The sequence below is a fragment of the Kitasatospora sp. NPDC059673 genome, from assembly GCF_042734215.1.
Classification (GTDB): Bacteria; Actinomycetota; Actinomycetes; order Streptomycetales; family Streptomycetaceae; genus Kitasatospora.
Window position 1 is genome coordinate 320299 of the sequence record NZ_JBHWEN010000001.1, and the last position, 16445, is coordinate 336743.

Sequence of the window (16445 nt, forward strand, 5' to 3'; positions counted from 1 at the left end):
CCATGACCACCGCACCCGACCGGTCCGCCGCCGCGTCCGAGCCGATGCCGCTGGACCAGGTGAACCTGGCCGATCTCGACAACTTCACCGACGGCGTCACCCCGTGGCGGATGTTCCACACCCTGCGCCACCAGGACCCGGTGCACTGGCAGGAGGAGGAAGCGCCCAACTCCGGCTTCTGGGCGCTCACCAAGCACGCCGACATCGCCCGCGTCGACCGCGACGCCGAGACCTTCACCTCCGCCCGGTTCGTCAACCTGGAGGAGGTCGACGACGACCAGATCAAGAAGCGCGCCTCCATCCTGGAACTCGACGGCGTCCGCCACCGCGCCCTGCGCAGCCTGCTCCAGCGCCAGTTCGGCGCGAGCGTCATCAACAGCTACGCCGACTTCCTGCGCGGCCTGACCGCCACCACGCTGGACGCCGCCCTCGCCAAGGGCACCTTCGACTTCGTCAAGGAGGTCTCCGCCGACTTCCCGATCAACGTCCTGGCCCGGCTGCTGGACGTCCCGCCGGAGGACAACCAGCAGCTCATCGACTGGGGCAACCGGATCATCGGCAACACCGACCCCGACTACGCCGACGTCCTGCTGCACAGCGCGGAGAGCGAGAAGTACCGCGACCTGCCGTTCCGCTCCCCCGCCTCGCTGGAGGTGTTCGCCTACGGCCGCGAACTCGCCGCCCAGCGCCGCGGCGGCACCGGCACCGACCTGATCTCCCGCCTGGTCAACGAAACCCCCAAGGACGGCGTGCCGCTGACCGCGCAGGACTTCGACAACTACTTCCTGCTGCTGGTCGTGGCCGGCAACGAGACCACCCGCCACACCATCAGCCACTCCATGCTGGCCCTGCTCCAGCACCCCGAGCAGCTCGCCCGCCTCCAGCAGGACCCCTCGCTGATCCCCGCCGCGGTCGAGGAGTTCCTGCGCTGGTCCTCCCCCGTCTACCACTTCCGCCGCACCGCCACCCGCGACGTCGAACTCGGCGGCAAGCGGATCAAGGAGGGCGACAAGGTCGTCATGTGGTTCGCCTCCGGCAACCGCGACGAGGAAGTCTTCGGCAACCCCTACGACTTCGACGTCACCCGCCAGGACAACGACCACATCACCTTCGGCAAGGGCAGCCCCCACCTCTGCCTGGGCAACCTGCTCGCCCGCACCGAGATCCGCATCATGTTCGAGGAGCTCATCCCCCGCCTCGCCTCCATCGAACTGGCCGGCGACGTCCCCCGCGTCCGCTCCAACTTCGTCAACGGCATCAAGAAGCTCCCGGTCTCGGTCACCCTCGCCTGACAGCGGACCGCCGGCCGACCCTGAGCCGCTCCCCCGGACCGGGGGGAGCGGCTCGGGGCGCTGCACCTTGACGGTCGTCCAGGGCCTGCAAGGAGACCCTCTGGCCGGTCCTGATGTCCGAACCGCAGCGCTCGGTCTTCGAGGAGCACGCCTGGGCCGCCTACCGCACTGTCAACGCCCGCTTCGCCGACCACATCACCGCCCGGGCCGCCCCCGGCGCGACCGTCTGGCTGCACGACTACAACCTCTGGCTGGTCCCAGGCCTCCTCCGGGCCGACCGCCGCACCCGCATGGCCACCCTCTCCACCCTCCTCGGCCACGACCGCCCGGCGGACTGGGCCACCCGCGTCCTCGACGCCATCCGCCGTTCCCCGCAGGGCAGTTGAGGCCGTCAGCCGGTGGTGAGGACCATCCGGAAGCGGGCCCGGCCGTCGAGCATCTTCTGGTAGGCCTGCTCGGCGTGGTCGAGGGGGACGGTCTCGATCATCGGGCGGATGCCGTGCAGGAGGCTGAACTCCATGGTGTCCTGCACGTCCTGGGAGGTGCCGGAGGGGTGGCCGCGGATGATCCGGCCGGCCATCAGGAGCTGGGCCGGGGTGATGCCGAGGGGTGCGGTGTCGGCTCCGATGACGACGAGTTCTCCGCGTGGGGCGAGGCCGTCCGCAGTGGCGGTCATGGCGTCGGCGTTGGCGGCGGTGGCCAGGACGACCCTGGCTCCGCCGAGGGCCTGGAGCGCGGCGGCGAGGGGGGTGTCGGAGGTGCTGTCCAGGTAGTGGTGGGCGCCCAGTTGCTCGGCGAAGGCGGCCTTCTCCCGGCCGCGGGCGATCGCCACCGTCTCGAAGCCCATCGCGGCGGCGTACTGCACGCCGAGGTGTCCGAGGCCGCCGAGGCCGAGTACCGCGACCAGGTCGCCGGGGCGGGCGGAGCTGCGCCGCATGCCGTTGAAGACCGTCACGCCCGCGCAGGCCATGGGTCCGGCATCGGCCGCCGCCAGCCCCTCGGGGATGCGGGCCAGGGCGTCCACGGGTGCGATCACCTTCTCGGCGAAGCCGCCGTCGTACGCCCAGCCGGGGACCTTGAGGTTGGGGCAGACGATGAAGTCCCCTTCCCGGCAGGGCCGGCAGTGCCCGCAGCTGCCGCCGAACCAGCCGACCGCCACCCGGTCCCCGGGCTGCCAGCCGGCGATGTCGGCGCCCGCGCCCAACTCCTCGATCCGGCCCGCGATTTCGTGCCCGGGCACCTCGGGGAAGGACACGCCCGGCAGCACGCCGCTCAGGAAGAGCGCGTCGCTGTGGCAGACCCCGCACGCCTCGACGGCGATGCGGACCTGCCCGGGGCCCGGCGGCGGCACCGCGCGTTCGGCCGGCTCCAGCGGGCCGTTGGGGGCGGTGGCCTGCATGACGCGATAGGTGCCCATGTCAGCACTCCAGGGGAAGGGGAGGTCCTTGCGGTCAGCCGAGCGCGCGGTCCAGGTTGAAGGCGGCGCTGATCAGCGAGAGGTGGGTGAACGCCTGCGGGAAGTTGCCGAGTTGCTCGCCGGTGCGGCCGATCTCCTCGGCGAACAGGCCAACGTGGTTCGCGTAGGTGAGCATCTTCTCGAACGCCAGCCGGGCCTCTTCCAGCCGGCCTGCCCGGGCCAGTGCCTCGACGTACCAGAACGAGCAGATCGAGAAGGTGCCTTCGGCGCCCCGCAGGCCGTCGGGGCTGGCCTCCGGGTCGTAGCGGTACACCAGGGAGTCGGAGACCAGGTCGGCGGTGAGGGCGTCCAGGGTGGACAGCCACTTGGGGTCGGTGGGCGAGATGAACTTGGCCATCGGCATCATCAGCAGGGACGCGTCGAGAACCTTGTCGTCCAGCCCCTGGACGAACGCGCCGCGCTCGGCGGACCAGCCACGGGCCATGATCTGCCGGTAGATGGTGTCCCGGGCCCGCTGCCAGCGCGGCAGGTCGGCGGGCAGGCCGCGCCGGTTGGCCATCCGGATCGCCCGTTCCAGCGCGACCCAGCACATCAGCCGCGAGTACACGAAGTCGCGCCGGCCGGCCCGGGTCTCCCAGACGCCCTCGTCGGGCTGGTCCCAGTGGTCGCAGAGCCAGTCCACCACGGCGCCGACCTCGTCCCAGTGCGCGCTGCTGATCGGCTGCCCCCACTTGTCGTACAGATAGACGGAGTCGATCAGCGCGCCGTAGATGTCCAGCTGGAGCTGCCCGGTGGCCGCGTTCCCCACCCGCACCGGCGCCGAGCCCAGGTGGCCCTCCAGATGCGACAGTTCCCGCTCGGGAAGGTCGCGGCGGCCGTCGATGCCGTACATGATCTGGAGCGGGCCGCTCTCCCGGGTGCCGCGCATGATCCCGTGCTCGGAGATGAAGCCCATGAACGCCTCGGCCTCCGAGGTGAAGCCCAGCCGGAGCATGGCGTAGATGCAGAACGCCGCGTCGCGGACCCACACGTAGCGGTAGTCCCAGTTGCGCTCGCCGCCGAGCTGCTCGGGCAGGCTGGTGGTCGGGGCGGCGATGATCGCGCCGGTGGGCGCGTAGGTGAGCAGCTTCAGCAGCAGCGCCGAGCGGTGCACCATCTCCCGCCACCGCCCGTGGTAGCGCGAGCGGGACAGCCAGTGGCGCCAGAACCGGACGGTGGCCTCGAACTCCTGCTCGGCCTCCCGGTTGGGGCAGCCGCGCGGGCCGATCTCCTCGGTGACCCGGTCGAGGGCGAACACCGCGGACTCGCCCTCCAGCAGCTTGAAGTGCGACCACACGTCCTGCCCGTCGCTCTCGACCGGCACGGTGGCGGTCAGCGCGATGTCCAGATCCGGTGAGCGGAACACCATGTGGCCGCCCTCCGACTCCACAGTGTGTTCCTGCGTCCCGTAGCCGAAGCGCGGCGCGACCCTCGCCCGGAACGGCAGCGTGCCACGGACGCTGATCACCCGCCGGATCAGCCGGTGCCGGCCCGCCTCGCGCGACTCGTCCACCACGGGCATGAAGTCCTGGATCTCCGCCACCCCGTCGGCCGCGAAGAACCGCGTGATCAGGACGTTGGTGTCGGGGAAGTAGAACTGCCGGGTGCGGGCCGGCACGTCCGCGGCCAGTTCGAAACGGCCGCCGCGGTCCACGTCCAGCACGGACGCGAACACGCTCGGGGCGTCGAAGCGCGGACAGCAGTACCAGTCGATGGTGCCGTCCGTCGCCACCAGCGCGGCGGTGCGCAGGTCGCCGATCAGTCCGTGTTCGGAGATCGGCAGGTACCGGTCACCGCCCAACTCTCCGAATCCGCCAGTACTGCCTGGCCGTCCCATGCGGCCTCCTCACCCAAGTGGTGCGGGGCATCGAGCCGAACCTTCCGTTTCATGCTAGATCGCGGCCCGCCGGAGCGCCGCAGAAGACCGGAACGCGGTGTCGGGGGCGTGGAGGCGCAGCGTGACGGAGAAGTTGCCGACGGTCGGGATGGGCAGCCCGCCCCCGGCCCGGCCGTCCGGAGTCTCTGCCCCGAAGGGACGGGCGCCGCACATGCCCCGTGGCGGAAATCGCGCGATCGGGCCAGGGGCATCCGCAGATCCGGGTGACGGGTGGTCAACTCCCCTTCTGGGCGCCGCTTTCCGTTCCATGAATGTTCAGGAAGCGGTTCCTGATCGCGTTGCGTCAAGTGCCTAGGGTCTCCAACGGTTTCGGAGGAAGGGACTCATGGACACACTGCTCGCGGTCCGGGCCCGGGGGATCACCAAGCGCTTCGGTGAGGTGATCGCCCTCGACGGCGTCGACCTCGATGTGACGCAGGGGCGGATCCACGGCCTGGTGGGGCCCAACGGCGCGGGCAAGACGACGCTGCTGGGCCTGCTGCTGGGGCTGGCCGTCGCCGACGGCGGCAGCCTGGAGATCCTGCGCACGCCGGTCGGCCGGGCGCTCGCGGCGCCGGACGGGGTGGCCGGGTTCGTGGACGGGCCGGGTCTGTACCCCGCGCTGACGGCCCGGCAGAACCTCGCCGCGCTGGCCGCCCTCCGGGGCCGGGCCCGGGGGGTCGGGGAGGCGCTCGGCGAGGTCGGGCTCACGGAGGTCGCCGACGACCGGGTGGGCGGATTCTCGCTCGGTATGCGCCAGCGGCTCGGTCTCGCCGCCGCCCTGCTCACCGGGCCCCGGCTGCTGGTGCTCGACGAGCCCGCCAACGGGCTGGACCCGGCCGGCAAGCGGCAGGTGCACGGGGTGCTGCGGCGGCTGGCGGCGGACGGGAGCGCCGTCGTGCTCTCCAGCCACCGGATGGACGACCTGGAGGCGCTGTGCTCCGAGGTCACCGTCCTCGCCACCGGGCGGGTGGTGTTCTCCGGCCCGCTGGACAAGCTGGCCGCCGAGAACGGTGAACTCGACTACCGGCTGCTCACCTCCGACCCGGCGGCGGCCCGGCTGATCGCCGCCGGAACGGCCGGGGTCCGCCTCACCGACGACGGCGCCGGGCGCCTCGTGGTGCGCGCGCGGATCCCCGCACTGGACGCGCTGGTGGTGCGGCTGGTGCAGGCCGGCGTCGCGGTGCGTGAGCTCGCGCCGGTGGTGTCGCCGCTCGAAGCCGCGTTCCTCGCCCTCACCGACCAGCAGCAGGACGCCCGATGACCACGACCCTCACGCCCCCCGCCATCCAGGTGCCGGTGTCCCGCACCTACCGCTTCGAGCTGCTCAAGCTGGTCGCGCAGTGGCGGATCCGGCTGCTGCTGCTGGCCTGCTGGCTGGCCCCGGCGCTCTTCGTCGCCGGGGTGAGCGGGCAGAGCACCCTCCCCACCGACACCCTCTTCGGCCGCTGGATGCACGCGACGGGCTGGGCGGGTCCGCTGGTGACGCTCGGGTTCGCGGGCAGTTGGGCGCTGCCGCTGCTGACCTCGGTGGTCGCCGGTGACGTGTTCGCCGCCGAGGACCGGCTCGGCACCTGGCGCCACCTGCTGGTGGCGGTCCGCTCGCCGCGCCGGATCTTCGCCGCGAAGGCGCTGGCCGTCCTCACCGTCCTGGTGCTGCTGGTGACGGGGCTGGCGGTGTCCGCCACCGCCGGTGGCCTGCTGGCGGTCGGCCACCACCCGCTGGTGGGTCTCGACGGCCACCTGCTGTCGCCGGGCGACGCCGCGTTCAAGGTCCTGCTGGCCTGGCTCTGCGCACTCGCGCCGACGCTGGCGCTGGCCGGGATCGGGCTGCTCGGTTCGGTCGCCCTGGGCCGCTCCCCGATGGGACTGCTGCTGCCCGCGCTGGCCGCGCTGGCGATGCAGCTGGCCCAGCTGTTGCCGCTGCCGGTCGGTGTGCGGCTCGCCCTGCCCGGTTACGCCTTCGTCTCCTGGAGCGGCCTGTTCACCGGACCGGCGCAGCTCGGCCCGCTGCTGATCGGCGTGGCGGTCTCCCTGGTGTGGGCGGCGGCCGCCACGCTGCTGGCCCACCTGCTGTTCCTGCGGCGCGACTTCACCAACCCCGCGCACGACGGCTCCGGTCGCCGCGCGCTCGGCTTCGGTGCGCTGCCGCTGGCCGCCCTGCTCGCCGTCACCGTCGGGGTACTGACCCCGGCGCTCGGGGCCACCGGCTCCGGGATCGAGCAGGACAAGGTGCAGCGCTCGGTGGCCACGGCCTTCGCGCACCTGTACCGCCTGCAGACCGCCGAACTCAACCGCCCCGAGGTCACCGAGGCGCAGTTGCAGGTCACGGCGGCCTGCGACAAGGGCAGCACCGAGGTCGAGCCCGAAGGCCCGGGCAACGACTGGCGCTGCGTCGTGTCCTGGCACCTCCCGGGCGTCGAGGCCACCGGGACGGCCGTCTACCAGCTCGACATCGCCCCCGACGGGCGGTTCGTCGCCGACGGCGACGGGCCGAAGGAAGTGAACGGCTACTTCCTGGTGCGCACCCCCACCGGTGACGCCCCGAACCCGCTCTGGCAGTTCGACGGCAACGTCGGGCTGCTTCCGGCACCTTCGAAGGGATAGCAACGATGCAGGTCACACGTCGTCGTGTGGATGCCACGCAGGGCACGTCCGGCCGCAGGACCCGCCGCCGGACGCTCGTCACGGCCGCCGCCACGGCGGTGGTCGTCGCGGCCGGCGCCGGTGTCGGCTGGGCCAAGTCGGACACCTTCGGCACCAACCGGGTCGGCCAGGTCTACGAGCAGGGCGAACTGGTCTCCAGCAACCAGTACCTCGCTCCCTACGGCGAGCGGCTGGTGCTCAACAACGGCAAGATCATGTCGTCCACGGTGAGCCCGGACGGCACCCGCCTGGCGGCCTCGGTCACCGACGGCGGCGCGGCGCTGGCGATCGTGGACGTGCGGAACTGGAAGGTGCAGCAGCTGGTCGGCAGCGGCGCGTCCGCCACCCCGAGGATCAGCTCCAACAACGTGGGCCAGGAAGGCCCGACGTACTCCCCCAACGGCAAGCAGCTGTGGCTGGGCCAGCCGGACGGCTTCACCCGGTTCGACGTGAACCCGGACGGCAGCGTCACCAACCCGACCGTCGTCAAGATCGCCAAGAACGGCTCGCAGCGGGCCCTGGTGGCCGGCCTGGTCTTCTCGGCAGACGGCGCGAGCGCGTACGCGGCGGTCAACGGCCAGAACCGGGTGGTGGCGATCGACACCGCCAGCGGCACCGTCAAGCAGAGCTGGGCCGTCGGCAACGCCCCGCGCGGCCTGGCCCAGGCGGGCGGCAAGCTGTACGTCAGCAACGAGGGCGGCCGCCCGGCGAAGCCCGGCGAAAGCACCATCAACTCGTACGGCACCCAGGTGCCGGCCGATCCGAACACCGCCGCCACCACCTCCGGCACGGTCAGCGTGATCGACCTGGCGAACCCGTCCGCCACCCCCGCGAGCATCGACGTCGGCCTGCACCCGACCGCCGTGTACGCCAGGAACGGCGCGGTGTTCGTCACCAACACCGCCGCCAACAGCGTCTCGGTGATCGACACCCGGGGCGACAAGGTCGTCCAGACCATCGCCACCCAGCCCTGGTCCGAGGCGTCGATCGGCTACGAGCCGAACGCGGTGACCCTCACCGACGACGGCCGCCTGCTGGTGACCCTGGGCCGGGCCAACGCGATCGCCGTCTACCGCTTCCGCGGCCCGCAGGAGCCGGCGAGCTACGTCGGCCTGCTGCCGACGGACTACTTCCCCTCCGGGATCTCCTCGTCCGGCAACCAGATCCTGGTCTCCAACACCCGCGGCATCGACGCCCGCCGGGTGGACGGCGCGCACGGCACCCACGACACCACCTCCAGCGTGGTGCGGTTCACCCTGCCGAGCGACAAGGAGATCCGGAAGCAGACCGCCAAGGTCTTCGCGCAGAACAACTGGACCACCAACGCGGCCAAACTCGCCACCGGCAACAAGGCCAAGGCGGTGCCCGTCCCCAACCGGATCGGCGACCCGTCGACGATCAAGCACGTGTTCCTGATCGTCAAGGAGAACCGGACCTACGACCAGGTCTTCGGCGACCTGCCGCAGGGCAACGGCGACCCGTCGCTGGCGCAGTTCGGCGAGAACGTGACGCCCAACCAGCACGCGCTGGCCCAGCAGTTCGGGCTGTACGACAACACGTACGACATCGGCACCAACTCCGCCGAGGGCCACAACTGGCTGATGCAGGCGGACAATCCGGAGTACACCGAATCCTCGGCCGGCGAGTACATCCGCAGCTACGACACCGAGGACGACGCCCTCGGCCACCAGGCCAGCGGCACCCTGTGGAGCGGCGCCCAGGCCACCGGCCGGAGCGTGCGGGACTTCGGCGAGTTCCACCAGTTCCTGACCAAGCCGGCCGACGCCACCTGGCAGAACCTGTACTGCGACGCCAGGACCATGCAGGCGACCGGCAACAGCTCGGCGTACAAGCTGAACTCGTCCTCCCCGATCCCGTCACTGAACAGCGTCTCCGTGCCCGGCTTCCCGATGTTCGACACCAGCGTCCCGGACATCTACCGCGCGCAGATCTGGAAGCAGGACTTCGAGAAGAACGGCCCGGCGAACCTGAACATGCTCTGGCTCTCCAGCGACCACACCGGCGGCCCGGCCAACGGCGCCGCCCAGGTCGCGGACAACGACCTCGCGGTCGGCCAGATCGTCGACGAGATCACCCACAGCCCGTACTGGAAGGACTCGGCGATCTTCGTCGTCGAGGACGACTCCCAGGCCGGCCTCGACCACGTGGACGGGCACCGGGCACCGATCCAGATCATCAGCCCGTACGCCCGGCGCGGCGTCGTCGACAGCCACTTCTACTCGCAGATCAACATGATCCGCACCATCGAGCAGATCCTCGGGATCAAGCCGATGAACCAGAAGGACACCGCGGCCACCCCGATGACCTCGGCGTTCACCAGCACCCCCGACTTCACCCCGTTCAGCGTGCAACCGAACCGCACCTCGCTCACCAACGGCCTGGCCACCGCACCCTCCTGCGGCCTGGACGTCCCGGCCGCACAGAACCCGGCCGCCACCCTCGCCGCGACCGGGTCCGTCCCGGCCGAACAGGCGGACCTCGCGCGGAAGTGGTCCGACTGGAAGCAGCAACAGCACCTGACCGGCCCCGACGCCGCCCCCGACCGCGCCAACCCGTCCCAGATGAACCACCTCACCTGGTACGAGGCCCACGACTGGAAGACCCCGTACCCCGGCGAACAAGCGCTGCTCGCTCCGACGGACGTCCCGGGCGCGTACCTGCCCTCGGCCGAACTCGACGGCTGACGAGCACGAACGCCGCCTGCGCTCGCGCCCTCCCCCACCCTCTTGCGCAGCGCCGGATAATGAGGTGTACAGGCCAACACCTCCCGGATCCGGCGCTGATCCCCCATGTCCCCCCGTCCCACCGATCACAATCACTACGCGGATCTCCTGCGGGTGGCCGCGATCTGCGCCGTGGTCCTGGGGCACTGGCTGCTGACCGACCTCACCTACCGCGCCGGGCGGGTGGCGGGGCATGATGCCCTGGCGTATGTCGGCTGGGGGCGCTGGGTGACGCTGCTCTTCCAGGTGATGCCGGTCGTCTTCCTGGTCGGCGGCTACGCCAACGCCGCCTCCTGGACGGCGCACCGCCGTCGCGCGGAAGGCTGGACGGGCTGGGTGCACCGCCGCACCTTGCGGCTGTTGTGGCCGACCGCGGTGTACGTCGGCGTGGTCTCGTTCGCGGCCGCCGCGGCCTGGGCGGGTGGGGTGAACGCGGGTGAACTCGCGCAGGCCGGTTGGTACTTGGCTCTGCACCTGTGGTTCCTCCCGGTCTACCTGCTGCTGATCGTCCTGACCCCCGCGCTGTACGCCGCGCACACCCGTTGGGGGCTCGCCGTGCCGGCTGCCATGGCGGTTGGCGCCGCGCTGGTGGACGTGGCGATCCTGGGTCCGCGGCTGCCGCTGCTCGGGTTCGCCAACTACCTGCTGGTCTGGGGCGCCATGCACCAGTGGGGATTCGCCTGGCACGACGGCAGCCTCACCCGGGGACACCGCCCCCTCTGGCTCGCGCTCGCGGGCGCACTGCTCCTCGCCGGCCTGCTGACCTGGGGCCCGTTCCCGGTGGACATGGTCGGCGCGGGCCTGCACGCCGGCAACACGACTCCACCTTCGATCGCCCTGCTCGCCTTCGCCGCCGCCCAGTGCGGCCTCCTGCTGGCGGCCGAGCCGGCCGCGCGGCGCCGGCTGGCCGCCCCAATGCGACGAGCCCGCGTCACCCGCCTCAACCGGGCGGCGATGACGGTCTACCTCTGGCACCCCGTCCCGGTGGTCCTGGTCGCCGCCACGCTCTACCCGGCCGGGCTCGCCCCGCAGCCGTCCATCGGCTCCTGGCAGTGGTTCGCTCTCCGCCCGACCTGGTTCGCCGTCCTGACCGCACTCCTCGTCCCCCTGGTCGCCGCCCTGCAACGGGCTCAGCGCCCCCTGCTCGGCCTCGCCCGCAGCACCGGCCACTCCCCCGCCCTGCTCCTCTGCGGCCTCGCCGCGACTCTCCCCGCCCTGGCCTGGCTCGCCGTCCACGGCTTCGCCCCGTCCGGCCACCCGCCCGCCCTCGCCCTCGCGGCCTTCGCCTGCGGCTTCTTCCTGGTCCTGCGCTCCGGCCGCCGCCGCTCGGCCCCCGCCCGGTCCTTACCGCCGGGTCGGCCCGCTGGGGAGATGGGCGGGCCGACCGGTGGGAGGTGGCTCAGAAGTGCAGGTCGGGGCTGGTCTGGTAGGTGTAGCCGGTGCCGGGCTGCCAGTAGAAGCGGGCCTCGGCCTTGTAGTCGTGGCCGTAGGTCGGGTTGGAGAGGGCCCAGGTGAAGGTGAACTGGCCGGAGCGGCAGGGGAACGAGGTGGAGATCGCCTGGGTGTTGGTGGTGTAGTCCCAGATGATGACCTGCTCGGTGCAGTTGCTGTTCGCGAAGTTGGTGGTCACCGAGGTGTTGATCTGGGTCCACCCGTCGCTGATGCAGACCTGCTGCCAGCCCGGCCCGTCGCAACCGCCACCGGTCGTCGCCGAGGCGGACCCGGCGCCCGTCAGCGCGATGCCGCCGGCCATCGCCATCGTCGCCAGGGCCAGCGTGGTCTTCCGAAGTCCCTTGATGGACATGGTCGTTCCCCTCTCTCGGACGTCCCGGCCGGAGGTGGCCGGGCACGGGAGAGAGGTTCGTCGAGCACGATGGACATCCGATGAGCATGGGCATGCCCACCCGCCCGGACCGACTCAGCACAGCCCGCGCAGCAGTTCCTCCACCTCCGCCGCGTCGCCCGCCAGCTCCAGCTGCCGGTAGTGGCCGAGCGCCTGCTGGAGGCAGATCCGGGCCCGGTCGGTGTGGCCCAGCCTGGTCAGCGCCTCGCCGAGGGCCCGCAGCAGCCCGCCCTCCAGCAGTCCGCCGACCTGCCGGGCCTTCGGCAGTGCTTCCTCGGCCGCCCGGACGGTGGCCCGGTCGCGGGCGGCCGACAGGTGGATGCGGGCGATCAGGCTCCCGGTGGCAGCCTCGAAGGCCAGCATGCCGAAGGAACGGAACCGCTCCACCACGTGCTCGGCCTGCTCCAGCGCGGGGCCGAGCTCGCCGCACAGGTGCAGCACCCGGGCCAGGTAGTACCGGCCGATGGACTGCGGGATCGAGACCTGACGGCCGGTCAGTTCGACGCACCGTTCGGCGGCGGCGCGGGCCTGCTCCAGGCGCCCGCACTGGGCGTGGTTGAAGGCCAGTTCGCCGAGGACGAGCCCCTCGGCGGTCTCGTCCGCCTGCTGCCGGAAGAGCTCCGCCGCCTCCTCCAGGCAGCCGACGGCCTGCTCGAAGTCCCGCAGCGCGCGGGCGTTCGCACCGAGGAGTTTCAGGGTGTCGGCCCGCAGTTTCAGCCGGTCCGGGCCGTCGCACAGCGCCAGGCAGCCGCGCAGTTCCTGGCCCGCCTCCGCATAGGAGTTGGCGTGCCAGAGCATGCCGCCGCGCACCGAACGGGCCAGGGCCTCGGCGTCCCGCTCGCCGCGAACCATGGCCGCGGCCGCGACCTGGCCGGCCAGGTCGGCGACCGTGGTGACGTAGCCCCGGCCGAACAGGATCGAGCCCATCGCGTCCAACAGATCGACGGTCTGCGTCAGCGACAACTCCGCGTCCTGGCAGGCCCGTTGGATCACCGCGCGGTGCAGCGCGGTCCGCTCTCGCAGCCAGGCGGCGGCCTCCTCGGCACCGGCGAAGCCGTGACCGTCCGGGTCGCGGTGCGCGGCGCTCTCGGCGTTGCGGGCGCCGGTCACGCAGAAGTCCAGCAGCCGGGCGAACGCGGCCGTCACCGCGGCGGCGGTGTCCCCGCCACGCTGCCGGGCGAACACCTTCAGCAGGTCGTGGAAGCCGTACCGGTCGGCGGCCGGCGACTGGAGCAGGTTGAGGTCGACCAGCGCGTCCAGCAGTTCACGGGTCTCGGCGGGGCCGCGGTCCAGCAGCGCGGCAGCGTCCGCAGGGCCGAGGTCGGGGGCATCGGGCAGGGCCAGCAGCCGCAGGGCGCGGGCCTGCTCCTCGGTGAGCCGGGCGTAGGAGAGTGCGAGGACGGGCTCCACCGAGGCCTGTTCGTGGGTGAGTTCACCGAGGCGGGTGCGTTCGTCGGCGAGGCTATCGGCCAGCTGGACCAGCGACTGCGCGGGGTCGGCGGCCAGCCGGGAGCCCGCGACCCGTACCGCCAGCGGCAGGCGGCCGCACGCCGTGACGATCGCGGCCGCCGCCACGGGCTCGGCCTCGATCCGGGCCCGGCCCGCGACGGCGGCCAGCAGGTCGAGCGCCTCCTGAGCCGCCATCGCGTCGAGCGGCAGGTGGCGGGCGCCCGGCAGCGTGGTGAGCCAGGCGCGGCTGGTGACCAGCACCGCGCAGGTCCGGGAGCCCGGCAGCAGCGGGGCGACCTGCTCGGGGCCGGCCGCGTTGTCCAGCAGGATCAGCAGGCGGCGGCCCGTCACGGTGGTGCGGAACAGCGCGGCACGCTCGGCCAGGTCGGCGGGGATCTCGCGGTCCGCCACGCCCAGCGCCGTCAGGAAGCCCGCGAGCGCCTCACCCGGGTCGAGCGGAACGGGCTGCGCGCCCCGCAGGTCCACGTGCAGCCGTCCGTCGGGGAAGCGCGCCCGCAGGGCGTGTCCGACGTGCACGGCCAGGCTGGTCTTGCCGACGCCGCCGAGGCCGTTGATCGCCGAGATGACGACAGCGCCCGGGTCCGGGTGGGAGAGCGCCTCGGCCAGCCGGGCGACGTCGGCCTGACGTCCGGTGAAGTCCGGTAGCGGGCCGGGCAGTTGCTCGGGCACGGCGGTGGGCGCCGGGCCGGCCGGCCGCTCCTCGACGAGGGCGGGGCGAGCGGCGGCGACCAGGCCCGGGTCGTTGCGGAGGATGCGCCGGTGCAGCGCGTCCAGGTCCGCGCAGGTCAGCCCCTCACCGAGGTAGAACCGCCGGGCGTCCTCGTACACCGCCCGGGCCTCCTCGGGCCGGCCCGACAGGTGGTACTCCAGCATCAGCAGAGCCCGGAACCGCTCCCGGAAGGGGTGCGCGAAGACCGCCTGGTCGAGCTCGACCAGGCAGGACGGGCCGCTCCCGAGCTCGACGTCCAGGCCCAGCTTGGTCTCCAGCGCGTCCAGCCGGCGCTCGGTCAGATGGCGGCGGAGCTCGTCGGCGTGCCGACCGGGCAGGCCGGCCAACGGCTCGCCCTCGTGCAGGGCCAGCGCCTGGGACAGCAGGTCCCGCGCCCGGGGCCGCTCACCGGCGGCGAGAGCCTCGCCGGCCCCGGCGACCAGGCGGTCGAAGGCGACGAAGTCCAGTGCCCCGGCCGGGACGTCCAGGCGGTAGCCGCCGTCCACGGTGACCAGCAGGTGGCCGGCCTCGTGGCTCCGGAGCTCCCGGCGCACCCGGTAGGCGTGCGTGGCGAGCACGGACTTGGGGTTGCCCGGCGGATTGTCCTCGTCGAAGATCCCGTCCCCGAGCCGATCGGTCGTCAGCACCCGCCCGGGAGCAGCGATCAGCATGGCGAGGAACGCCTGCTGCTGGCGGCGGCCCAGCGCCAGGGGCTGCTCGCCCACCCACCCGGCGAGCGGGCCGAGCAGCCGGAAGCGAAGCCCGGCCTCCCCCGCCAGGTCGGCTGCGACTGCGGCTGTCTCCATCTTCGGATCTCCCGTGGTTGCCCCCGGTCCGGCGCGGGCGGCGGCACAGGGGGGTGGTGCGTGGTGGCTCAGCAGTTGGTCGGCGGCGGCATCACGACGTACGGGCTCTCGACCGAGCTGGGGGCGAAGATCCCGCCGTGCGTCTGCCCGGGGACGTACGTCGTCCCGGGCTGCCGCTCGAAGACGGTGCGGTTGCAGGCGTCGGTGATCAGCAGGTCGCCGCTGCGCCAGAGCGTCACCCGGGCGTGCGGGTACCCGGCGGTGCCGCTCTCCCAGCACAGGCCGCCGTTCGCGTTCAGCACGACCAGGTTGCCGTCGGTGCGGATGACGGCGTTGACGCCGCAGCCGACGGTGCCGGTCGCCCAGGTCGGGTACTGGCGCGAGAAGTCGTGGTCCGGCGCGTAGTAGGTGACGAGGTTGCCGTCGGACTGCATGATGAGCCGCGCCGTGCCGAACTGGCCCCGGTTGTCGATGTGCGCGCCATTGTTGGCGAGCTGTTCGCCGTCCCAGATGGTGGCGGTCGGCTGGTCGTAGGCGGCATGGGCGGTGCCCTGGGCGGTCAACACGCCCGCCGCCGCGAGGGCGAGGGCGACGGCGGCGAGAGCGCCCAGCCCCCGGGTGGTTCCTGCGGTGGTCCGGCTCAACGTATCGGTCCTTTCGGCGGTGCTGTTCACGACGGCTGGCGACACCCGTGACCTGTGGCTCCGGGCGGATGATCACGTCGCACTCGGGATTCTGCGGCGCACGGATTGACACGCGATGAACGGTGGCGTTTACGGCCCGACGGACGGCCGCGGCGCGGTCGCGGGGAGCACCGCGGAAACCGGCCAGGCAGGACGGCTCACCAGCCGATCGGCCAAGTGCCCCAGCGCGCGGGGCAGGTGGCCACAGGCAGCAGCCAACGCGCGGGCAGCGACGTTCACGACCCGGCGGACGGCCGCATCGCTGTCACGGGGAGCACAGCAGAGATCGGCCAGGCAGGGCGACGCGCCAGCCGATCAGCCGCGCCCCGCAACGCGCGGGGCAGGTGGCCGCAGGCAGCGGCCAACGCGCGGGCAGTGGCGTCTACCACCCGGCCGACAGCCCCGGCACGGACGCGGGGAGCACAGCGGAGATCGGCCGGGGAGGGCGGCGCACCAACCGGCCGGCCGCGTCCCGCAACGCGCAGGGCAGGTGGCCGCAGGCAGCGGGTGGTGGTGTTTACGGCCCGGCGGACGGCCGCATCGCTGTCACGGGGAGCACAGCGGAAACCGGCCAGGCAGGACGGCTCACCAGCCGATCAGCGGCGTCCCGCAGCACGCGAGGCGGTGGCCACAGGCAGCGGGTGGTGGCGTTTACGGCCCGGCGGACGGCCCCGGCGCGGACGCGGGGAGCACAGCAGAGATCGGCCAGCCAGGACGGCTCACCAGCCGATCGGCCGCGCCCCGAAACGCCCGGGGCAGGCGGCTACAGGCAGCAGCCAACGCCCGGGCAGTGGCGTCTGCCACCCGGCCGGCGACCTCGGCACGGGCGCGGGGAGCACAGCGGAGTCCGACCAGGCGGAACGACTCACCAGCCGATCGGCCGCATCCCGCAGCGTGCAGAGCGTCGCACCAACCGGCCG

General features: G+C 72.6%; 10 protein-coding genes and 1 pseudogene. 6 read left to right on the forward strand and 5 right to left on the reverse strand.

The features are described from left to right. Window positions 1-2 precede the first annotated feature (2 nt). Complete coding sequence (locus ACFV18_RS01350; protein ID WP_380478113.1) at window positions 3-1292, forward strand: cytochrome P450; 1290 nt, start codon at window positions 3-5, stop codon at window positions 1290-1292. Between the two features lie 92 nt (window positions 1293-1384). Next, window positions 1385-1678 (forward strand): annotated as a pseudogene (locus ACFV18_RS01355) (trehalose-6-phosphate synthase); the annotation flags it as partial. A gap of 5 nt (window positions 1679-1683) precedes the next feature. On the opposite strand, the gene ACFV18_RS01360 reads toward ACFV18_RS01355, so the two are convergent. Both ACFV18_RS01360 and ACFV18_RS01365 read right to left on the reverse strand, forming a co-directional pair. Next, window positions 1684-2709 (reverse strand): alcohol dehydrogenase catalytic domain-containing protein, encoded by a 1026-nt coding sequence (locus ACFV18_RS01360; RefSeq protein WP_380478114.1) that lies wholly within the window; start codon window positions 2707-2709, stop codon window positions 1684-1686. Window positions 2710-2743: 34 nt separating this feature from the next. Then, window positions 2744-4585, reverse strand: a complete 1842-nt coding sequence (locus ACFV18_RS01365) for a glycoside hydrolase family 15 protein (RefSeq protein ID WP_380478115.1) — start codon at window positions 4583-4585, stop codon at window positions 2744-2746. Between the two features lie 385 nt (window positions 4586-4970). Here ACFV18_RS01365 and ACFV18_RS01370 point away from each other — a divergent pair, with 385 nt between their 5' ends. The 4 genes from ACFV18_RS01370 to ACFV18_RS01385 all read left to right on the forward strand — a co-directional run bounded on the left by ACFV18_RS01370 (window position 4971) and on the right by ACFV18_RS01385 (window position 11529). Then, a complete protein-coding gene (locus ACFV18_RS01370; RefSeq protein ID WP_380478116.1) occupies window positions 4971-5888 on the forward strand; it encodes an ABC transporter ATP-binding protein in 918 nt (305 codons plus the stop codon). Then, a complete protein-coding gene (locus tag ACFV18_RS01375) occupies window positions 5885-7231 on the forward strand; it encodes an ABC transporter permease (protein WP_380478117.1) in 1347 nt (448 codons plus the stop codon). Before ACFV18_RS01370 ends, ACFV18_RS01375 begins: the two co-directional genes overlap by 4 nt. A 5-nt stretch (window positions 7232-7236) precedes the next feature. Continuing rightward, window positions 7237-9975 carry an alkaline phosphatase family protein gene (locus ACFV18_RS01380; protein ID WP_380478118.1) on the forward strand — a complete coding sequence of 913 codons (2739 nt, stop codon included), beginning with the start codon at window positions 7237-7239 and terminating at the stop codon, window positions 9973-9975. A 105-nt stretch (window positions 9976-10080) separates the two neighbouring features. Then, on the forward strand, window positions 10081-11529 hold the full coding sequence (locus tag ACFV18_RS01385; RefSeq protein WP_380478119.1) for an acyltransferase: 1449 nt from the start codon (window positions 10081-10083) through the stop codon (window positions 11527-11529). On the opposite strand, the gene ACFV18_RS01390 is transcribed toward ACFV18_RS01385, so the two are convergent. From ACFV18_RS01390 to ACFV18_RS01400, 3 genes are all read right to left on the reverse strand, one after another. Continuing rightward, on the reverse strand, window positions 11414-11818 hold the full coding sequence (locus ACFV18_RS01390; protein ID WP_380478120.1) for a hypothetical protein: 405 nt from the start codon (window positions 11816-11818) through the stop codon (window positions 11414-11416). The two genes, ACFV18_RS01385 and ACFV18_RS01390, sit on opposite strands and share 116 nt — an antisense overlap. Before the next feature lie 114 nt (window positions 11819-11932). After that, a complete protein-coding gene (locus tag ACFV18_RS01395; RefSeq protein ID WP_380478121.1) occupies window positions 11933-14842 on the reverse strand; it encodes a BTAD domain-containing putative transcriptional regulator in 2910 nt (969 codons plus the stop codon). Window positions 14843-14910: 68 nt separating this feature from the next. Beyond that, the gene (locus tag ACFV18_RS01400) at window positions 14911-15486 is read right to left on the reverse strand and encodes a hypothetical protein (protein WP_380478122.1); all 576 of its coding nucleotides are present in this window, start codon (window positions 15484-15486) and stop codon (window positions 14911-14913) included. Window positions 15487-16445 lie beyond the last annotated feature (959 nt).

Bases quoted from the DNA above. Each gene is read 5' to 3' on its own strand.
- ACFV18_RS01350 (WP_380478113.1), top strand. From the start codon at position 3: ATGACCACCGCACCCGACCGGTCCGCCGCCGCGTCCGAGCCGATGCCG.
- ACFV18_RS01360 (WP_380478114.1), bottom strand. From the start codon at position 2,709: ATGGGCACCTATCGCGTCATGCAGGCCACCGCCCCCAACGGCCCGCTG.
- ACFV18_RS01365 (WP_380478115.1), bottom strand. From the start codon at position 4,585: ATGGGACGGCCAGGCAGTACTGGCGGATTCGGAGAGTTGGGCGGTGAC.
- ACFV18_RS01370 (WP_380478116.1), top strand. From the start codon at position 4,971: ATGGACACACTGCTCGCGGTCCGGGCCCGGGGGATCACCAAGCGCTTC.
- ACFV18_RS01375 (WP_380478117.1), top strand. From the start codon at position 5,885: ATGACCACGACCCTCACGCCCCCCGCCATCCAGGTGCCGGTGTCCCGC.
- ACFV18_RS01380 (WP_380478118.1), top strand. From the start codon at position 7,237: ATGCAGGTCACACGTCGTCGTGTGGATGCCACGCAGGGCACGTCCGGC.
- ACFV18_RS01385 (WP_380478119.1), top strand. From the start codon at position 10,081: ATGTCCCCCCGTCCCACCGATCACAATCACTACGCGGATCTCCTGCGG.
- ACFV18_RS01390 (WP_380478120.1), bottom strand. From the start codon at position 11,818: ATGTCCATCAAGGGACTTCGGAAGACCACGCTGGCCCTGGCGACGATG.
- ACFV18_RS01395 (WP_380478121.1), bottom strand. From the start codon at position 14,842: ATGGAGACAGCCGCAGTCGCAGCCGACCTGGCGGGGGAGGCCGGGCTT.